Source organism: Christiangramia aestuarii, assembly GCF_009735585.1.
Taxonomy (GTDB): Bacteria; Bacteroidota; Bacteroidia; order Flavobacteriales; family Flavobacteriaceae; genus Christiangramia; species Christiangramia aestuarii.
In genome coordinates this window covers 1-374 of sequence record NZ_VJVW01000158.1, presented here as the reverse complement: position 1 = coordinate 374, position 374 = coordinate 1, and the positions used below count along the sequence as shown (strand labels likewise).

The following is a 374-nucleotide window of genomic DNA, read 5'->3' as shown; positions in this document are numbered from 1 at the left end:
AAGTGGCACTTACCTGATCGGAAGTACAACCGTCATCGGCTCCATAGGTCAACGAAATTGAGCCACTGGTACAAATGCTCATATCGGCAGCTGGTGGTGTTGAAGTGAAACTTCCTTCTTCTCCACAACCTTTCTCAAGAGTAACGAATTCTGCTAACCAGGCACTATATGCCGACTGTAAAGTAGCATCATCTGCATAGAAACAAGCCTCTTGCGATACATCGGCAGGACCGGCTACATCAACTTGTGGACCTTGAGTCCAACTGAAAGTGGCACTTACCTGATCGGAAGTACAACCGTCATCGGCTCCATAGGTCAACGAAATTGAGCCACTGGTACAAATGCTCATATCGGCAGCTGGTGGTGTTGAAGTG

At 47.9% G+C, this 374-nt stretch carries 1 protein-coding gene; it reads right to left on the bottom strand.

Annotated features, from left to right (window positions below):
- On the bottom strand, positions 1–374 hold a 374-nt coding region (locus FLP08_RS16375; RefSeq protein ID WP_162431151.1), incomplete at both ends, for a hypothetical protein.